This is a genomic window from Moorena sp. SIO4E2, from assembly GCF_010671945.1.
GTDB lineage: Bacteria > Cyanobacteriota > Cyanobacteriia > Cyanobacteriales > Coleofasciculaceae > Moorena > Moorena producens.
This window is the reverse complement of the sequence record NZ_JAAHIE010000059.1, coordinates 1-6,869: the sequence shown is the minus strand read 5'-3', so window position 1 is coordinate 6,869 and position 6,869 is coordinate 1. Positions and strand designations below refer to the sequence as shown.

Annotated in this window: 5 protein-coding genes; 3 read left to right on the top strand and 2 right to left on the bottom strand. The window is 41.7% G+C overall.

The genetic code is table 11. From position 1 onward, the window contains the following. Positions 1–207 precede the first annotated feature (207 nt). Complete coding sequence (locus tag F6K37_RS09515) at positions 208–1,848, bottom strand: MBOAT family O-acyltransferase (RefSeq protein ID WP_287249750.1); 1,641 nt, start codon at positions 1,846–1,848, stop codon at positions 208–210. Positions 1,849–2,212: 364 nt separating this feature from the next. Next, entirely contained in the window at positions 2,213–3,769 is a 1,557-nt protein-coding gene (locus F6K37_RS09510; RefSeq protein WP_287249748.1) for a zinc ribbon domain-containing protein, read from the bottom strand. Between the two features lie 351 nt (positions 3,770–4,120). Between F6K37_RS09510 and hpsE the strand changes: the two genes are divergently transcribed. The 3 genes from hpsE to F6K37_RS09495 all read left to right on the top strand — a co-directional run. After that, on the top strand, positions 4,121–5,083 hold the full coding sequence (gene hpsE / locus F6K37_RS09505) for a hormogonium polysaccharide biosynthesis glycosyltransferase HpsE (RefSeq protein WP_287249746.1): 963 nt from the start codon (positions 4,121–4,123) through the stop codon (positions 5,081–5,083). A 353-nt stretch (positions 5,084–5,436) separates the two neighbouring features. Then, on the top strand, positions 5,437–6,432 hold the full coding sequence (locus F6K37_RS09500; RefSeq protein ID WP_287249744.1) for a glycosyltransferase family 2 protein: 996 nt from the start codon (positions 5,437–5,439) through the stop codon (positions 6,430–6,432). A 180-nt stretch (positions 6,433–6,612) separates the two neighbouring features. After that, positions 6,613–6,869: glycosyltransferase family 2 protein (locus F6K37_RS09495; protein ID WP_287249742.1), on the top strand; the 257-nt coding region annotated here is incomplete at its 3' end.

The following is a 6,869-nucleotide window of genomic DNA, read 5'->3' as shown; positions in this document are numbered from 1 at the left end:
GGTGGGCAGTGCACCAGACAGATAATGAAGCTTGCAAACCACGTTGGTAGGCACTGCCCACCCGAAGATTAATGACAATGGTGCAAGATCTCAGTAAAACGTAAGCATTCAGCGGTCAGCGGTCAGCCGTCAGCCTTGGCCACGCTACGGGAATGGCTGATAGCTGTTCGCGTAGCGTGCGCGTAGCGCTTAAGCTGATAGCTCACCTTAAAACTGGAAGTAAAGAAATTCGGAAACTCGGTTAAGAGATAGTAGGCAAAATGTAGCGATTAAGCCAATAGCTGTGGCCCAGTACCAGCTAGGCTTGAAGTGTTTCATGATTTGCTGGGTATTAGGCAAAAAGGTAACCCCTAGGATTAGTCCGAAGAGTACCATGAAGGTCTTTTCTAACCCTATAGGTGGCAGAAGACGTTTCATATCTTGCCACTCCTGAAATTGGATGCCTAAGGGGGTTAACCAACCCAAGGTATTTTGATAAGTAGTAGGCAAGATAACGCCCTTGAGTCCTACCATTGCCTGTAATATTCCTAGACCATCACTAATACTAGTTGCCCGAAACAATACCCACGTACTTACCACTGCTAAAAATGTCAGCATCCAGGCTAGAATTTTTGGCATCGATAGCTTCATTTGCCGCCACCTATGATTAATTACCAGAAATAAGCCATGGAGTCCCCCCCAAATCACAAATGTCCAGCCAGCACCATGCCACAATCCTCCGAGAAGCATTGTAGCTAATAAGTTACCATATTGACGTAGACGACCGCGACGATTACCACCAAGAGGAATATAGAGGTAATCCCGGAGAAAATTCGACAAAGTGATGTGCCAACGTCGCCAGAAGTCACTGATAGATCTCGCTTTGTAGGGGGAATTAAAGTTAATCGGTAGGCGGATATTTGTGATTAACCCTAAGCCAATTGCCATGTCAGAGTAGCCGGAAAAATCGAAATACAGTTGAAAGGTATAACTCAATGCTCCCACCCAGGCTTCTACAAAGCTGAGTTGGTCACTATTGTTAAAAATAGTGGCTACCCAGGGGGATAGATTATCTGCGATCGCAACTTTTTTACCTAAGCCTAGGATAAATAGGCTTAGCCCCATTCCCATGTTTTTCCAGGAAAACAGGCTATTGCGTAACTTCTCAAACTGGGGCAATAGTTCATCGTAACGGAGAATTGGACCGGCTATGAGTTGGGGAAAGAAAGACACAAACAGGCTATAGGTCATAAAATTATACCTACACTTTTTCGTTTCCCCACGATAAGCATCAACAATATAGGCAATTTGGGTAAAGCTATAAAAAGAAATCGCTAAGGGAAGTAAGATGGTAGGAATAGTGATATTTGTCCCAAAAATATGGTTTAATGAATCTACGAAAAAGTTAGCATATTTGAAATAGCCCAAAATCGCTAGGTTAAAGCAAATTCCTATCCAAAGCAGGAGTTTAGTTTGCTGTTTATAACTAACTACTTTGGAAACTAGGTTTGAGATGTTATTGTTTTTATTGGGAGAAATTACAGCTAAATTTCCTTCCTCTCCTTCCCCTCTTCCTCTGAAGCTGATCGACATGTTATTCACGGTCGTGGGAGCCGGACTATCCTCTCCACTTCCTTCTTCTAACAAAATTACTAGCTTCTCTATCTGTTTGCCAATGACATAGTTACCACTAATTGAAATTAGGAGCAGAGGCAGATAAGCAATTTTCCAATAACCATAAAAAAATAGGGATGCTAACGTCATCCATACCCAGGTAGCTTTAACCAAACGGAAGCGACTTAAGCCAAAAAAAACCACCAGGGTAATGGGAAGAAAGCCGAAGATGAAAGCGTATGAGTTGAATAACACGGTAGATGACTCTTGGTAAGTAGGAAATGCTAGCAATATTGCTGTTTATTAACAGTCAATAATCAATATTATATAATAAATAGTTAACACTAAATAGTCAAACAAAAACAGTCAACAGTCAACACTAAATAGTCAACGGTCAACACTCAAAAAATTTTTGGATAAGGGAAAATAATTTTATAAACACCCTGCATCTCCCTTACCTTCTGCTAGTCAATGGCTCTAGCTAATGACGTCCATCTCAAAGGTTTTTGGGTAAGGGAAAATAATTTGTAAACACCCTGCATGTCCCTTACCTTGTCTAGAGATACTCTTAAACCGGGATTAGTTGGGACAAACCCGAATAAGCCGGTCAAGGTGCAATCTATTGTTGTCCGAGTGAGAGGTGGTAAGTGCGGCAATTGGAGTTGAGCCTGCCACCTGTCTTTCTGGACGTTCCTGGCATCTCGACCAGGAGTTTCTTAAAAGCCTGAGTTGTAGTATGCTTAGAATCAAGCCATCCCAGCTCGACTGCGTCAGCTAAACTCAGTCCCATACCTCCCAAGAAACGCGCGGTACGACGCAACAACACTGATTGAACCTCAGCTCTAGAAGAGTACCGAGAAATCTCCTTGTCTGTACCTCGATCAAGGATGTTTTTAGCAGCATTGTGGTCAGCCTGTAACACGACCCCATCAAATCTGGTAAAAATGTCCCCGTTTCTTTTCCCTAGCAGGGTTCCAGTCACGGAGTCAAGTTGCGACGTGTAACTAGGCTGGACTTCTATAACAACCGACCCAGTCCAATTAGCCCATTTTTGCAAAGAGTCCCTGATTACTCCTTTGATCCAACTATTAAGTTGGCGGGACATGGCTTTGGACTGGCGTTTATTTTTAAACGGTTGTGTCAAATCTAAGGCCGTTGGCCACGCTTCGCGAACAGCAAATACTTTCAATGGTTTCCCATCAAAAAGAGATTTAGAGGCGGCTCCTACTCTAGCTGTGAGTTCTGATTGATTTTTCCTGTATCGTCGATTCTCAGTTTTTCGGCTTAGGTTGTTCTCTAATATTCGAGCCGACTTAGCTGGGTCAATTTTCTCAAGCTTTCTATGAAGAGCCCAAAGCTTCCCTCTGTTTCGACTTTTAGCACAGATACGGTCAGATTTTTTGGTGATGGCCTTTCCTAATCCCTTTCCGTGAACTTGGCCATCTGAATCATAGAAAGCTTCCGTGTAGCCCTTGTCTACCCCTACATGGCGGCGTTCAACAATGGCTTTTACCTTTCCATGATTAACTAAAAAATGAACCTCAAACCTTGGCAACAACCGGTTGTATACCAGTCTAATCTGGCCTTTTATTTTTCGATTGCTTCTAACAATTACCTTGTTCCTTTTACCCTTTGTTAACCCGGCTAGTTCTAGTTGATAGGTGTTACGAGAGAGTCTTTGGCATTTGTACCCTGCCTGCTGATAAACAATTTGGTGATCAACCCAAGAATGACCTCTTTGAAATTCCTTTCTAACCAGCCTGTGTAAAAGTGGAACATTCAGAAACTCTAAAGTCTTAAGCTTCTTACAAAGCTCTTTCCTAGTCTTTTGATTCTCTTTTCCTGAGAATCTGTTGTATATCTTTTTTATTACAGCAGCAGAACAAGCTGCCTGTTGGGCTGTTATGGCTTTTGCACAGTCGTTGATTGTCCAATCCATTAGCTTGGCAGGCAACCCTAAGGTATCGGGAGTTCTAAAACTCTTAATTTCAGGGATAGCCTTCTTCCAGTCCATCCCCCAGTGATTTATGCTGCCTAGCTTATTGTAATACTCTGCCCTGACGACTTTTAGCTTTTTCATAATAGAGAACAACTCAAGTTCAATTGACTTAGTCATCCCCACTACGGGGACAATCTGAGTCGATATTTTCTTGGTTGCTCCTATTTCTTTGGGCATCGTCAATGGTTAAGTCCTAATATTTTAGTTATACTCTAGCGCTAGCCAAACGTCAATGTCTGATTTGTAACACTAAATCCGGTTTTGTCCCGGGTTTAAGGGGTTTGAACGTTAGACCACGAGTTATATGGGTAAGTTCACCCATGCTGGCCAATGAGATCGCCCTTGAATTCTAGGAAAATAGAGTTGTTTATTTGATCATAATTATGATTGAGTGGGTGAAGGAGGTTCTCTCCATCAATCTCAAATCACCAATCACGATATCTCAGGATATCAAATTATGGTTCTCTTAGTTGAGCCAAATTGGCCAATTTGTGGTGATTTCCTAACAAAGCCAAATGAGCTAGTTCTATGTCTGTTGACTTCACTGTAGCGATTCCGACCTATAATGGGGCGAAGCGTTTACCATTACTGCTCCAGGGACTGCGATCGCAAACTTTCCTAAACCCCATCAGTTGGGAAATTATTGTCGTTGACAACAATAGTAGCGATGATACTGCCCAAGTTATTCAGAACTATCAAAGCAATTGGGATGTATCTGTCCCCTTAAGATATTGTTTTGAACTCGAACAAGGATCAGCATTTGCCAGGTTGCGAGCTGTCCAGGAGGCTAAAGGTGAATTAATCGGTTTTTTAGATGATGACAATTTACCTGATCCCAACTGGATTGCTGCAGCCTATGGCTTTGGTCAAGAGTATCCTAAGGCAGGAGCCTACAGTGGTCAAATTCATGGTGATTTTGAAGTCGAACCCCCAGAAAATTTTGAACCCATCAAGCAATTTCTGGCAATTCGGGAACATGGACCAAACCCCCATCCCTTTCAACCTGAACACATCAGACTACCCCCAGGGGCAAGCTTAGTCGTTCGTAGACAAGCTTGGCTCGATAGTGTGCCACCTCGTCCCAGTTTGACAGGCAAACTGCCCGGATTATTCGTCCAGGGAGATGATTATGAGCCATTGCTGTATATGTACAAAGCAGGTTGGGAAATTTGGTATAACCCCGCCATGCATAGCTATCATCAGATTCCCCAGTGGCGTCTTCAGAGAGATTACTTACTCACTCTCGCTCGTGGTTGTGGTTTAGCTACCTGTCAGCTCCGTCTGATTAATACTACCTTTTGGCAAAAGCCTATAGTAATTACCAGAACCTTATTGGGAAATTTGCGCCGATTTATCCTACATTTCCTTAAGTATCGAGGACAATTTAAAACTAATCTCATTGCCGCCTTTCAACTAGAATTATTCTGGGGCAGTTTCCTCAGTCCATTTTTTACTATTAGAAAGCTTTTACACAATCCTTATAATAAATAACCTAAGTTATCAGCTATCAGCTATCAGCTATCAGCTATCAGCTATCAGCTATCAGCTATCAGCTTAATGCTTTGATGGGCAAATCTCCAGACTTTCAATTCTCTAAAATCTCGAACTATTAAATTGTCCCGTTCCCATAGCGTGGCCATAGGCCTGCATAGGTTTATTTTAAACTAACGCCTGACAACTGACGGCTAAATGCTTACTAAATAACAGTATTTTTCAGATTTTTTTTCTGCTCCCGACTCCCGACTCCCGACTCCCTCGGTGCGCTTACAGTCGTCGAATTAAATTCGCCACGGGTCGCACCGCTCCCGACTCCCTATTCCCTATTCCCTATTCCCTTTGCTATCATGACCCAAATATCCTTAATTATTCCAGTTAGAAATAGGCAACACTATACTCAGAATATTCTGAGTCAAATTTTTCAGCAAATTCCTCAAGCAAATACCGATAATATCTCAGTTATCTCAGTCATCATAGTAGATGATGGTTCCACAGATGGTACACCAGACATGATTAGAAGTGAATTTCAAAATGTTTACTTAATTGAAGGAGATGGCAATCTTTGGTGGACAGGTGGGATTTGTATGGGGATGAACTATGCCATAGATAAATTAGACTCCGATTACCTAGTGTGGCTAAATGATGATATTTCTCTGTCAGACAATTTCCTGAACAACCTGATTGACATTTGTCAGTCTCCACTGTACCAGAAGACTATTGTTGGGGGTATTGTCCGGGATAAAACCTATTCCGATTGGATTGTGTTCAGTGGCATGCATAAAAAACAGCCAATTCGGAGTATGGATTATTTTGCGACAGCAGAGGCTAGGTCAGTCGATACCCTAAATGGTAATATAGCTATCATCCCTAGAGTAGTGGTGGATAAAATTGGGTTTCCAGATGCTGATAGATTCCGACATTACGGCGGTGACTTTGAGTTTGTTAGTCGTGCTAATAAATCAGGCTTTAACGTGATTTTGTCAAGTAGACTCCAAGCCACTACTGATTATAATGTAAATGACTTGATTCGTTATATGCCCCCTTTACTACAATGGTATATCCAACCGGATAAAGCCAAAAGACTAAAAATTTTGAAAGGATTCACTACTTTAAAGTCAAATTATAATATCTGGCATATGGTCAATATAATTTATCAAGACTCACACCATGTCCCTTTCTGGAGGTATGCTATTTTATATGTTAGGCAAGTTATTAAACTGTTAGTCAGCGATTTTTTATTAAAAAATAAAACCGAAACAACCCTCAAAAACTATTTGAAGCAGCAAAATGCTCCAGAAGAAACTATTAAAGTGCTGATGAACCATAGAGCTAAGTCAATATAGCATTGTCAGTTATCATTTATCAGCTACCAGCTATCAGCTATCAGCTATCAGTTTCACCCGGTGGTGCGTTACGGGACGGGCTTTCCCAATACTGGCCACCGTGAACATCAGGGCGAGCCCGTCCCTAACGCACCCTACGCTTAGTCCCTACTCCCTTACTGTCAGAACCATGAAATTTAAATGAAGACCAGCTTAATCTCTATAATTATACCAGTTTATAATGACGAACAAACTATCAAACAGACGATTGAATCTGTTTTAAATCAGACATTTACGGATTTTGAAATAATTGTCATTGATGATGGCTCCCAAGACTCCACATGGCAAATAATTTCTAGCATCAAACATGATAAATTAAAAATTTTTTCCTATCCCAATGCGGGTGTCAACCGAGCTCGTAATCGTGGATTATCCCATGCTTCAGGGGACTATATTGC

What these genes read in the sequence shown, in the direction of transcription:
- hpsE (WP_287249746.1), top strand. Translation starts at nt 4,121, where the DNA reads ATGTCTGTTGACTTCACTGTAGCGATTCCGACCTATAATGGGGCGAAG.
- F6K37_RS09500 (WP_287249744.1), top strand. Translation starts at nt 5,437, where the DNA reads ATGACCCAAATATCCTTAATTATTCCAGTTAGAAATAGGCAACACTAT.
- F6K37_RS09510 (WP_287249748.1), bottom strand. Translation starts at nt 3,769, where the DNA reads ATGCCCAAAGAAATAGGAGCAACCAAGAAAATATCGACTCAGATTGTC.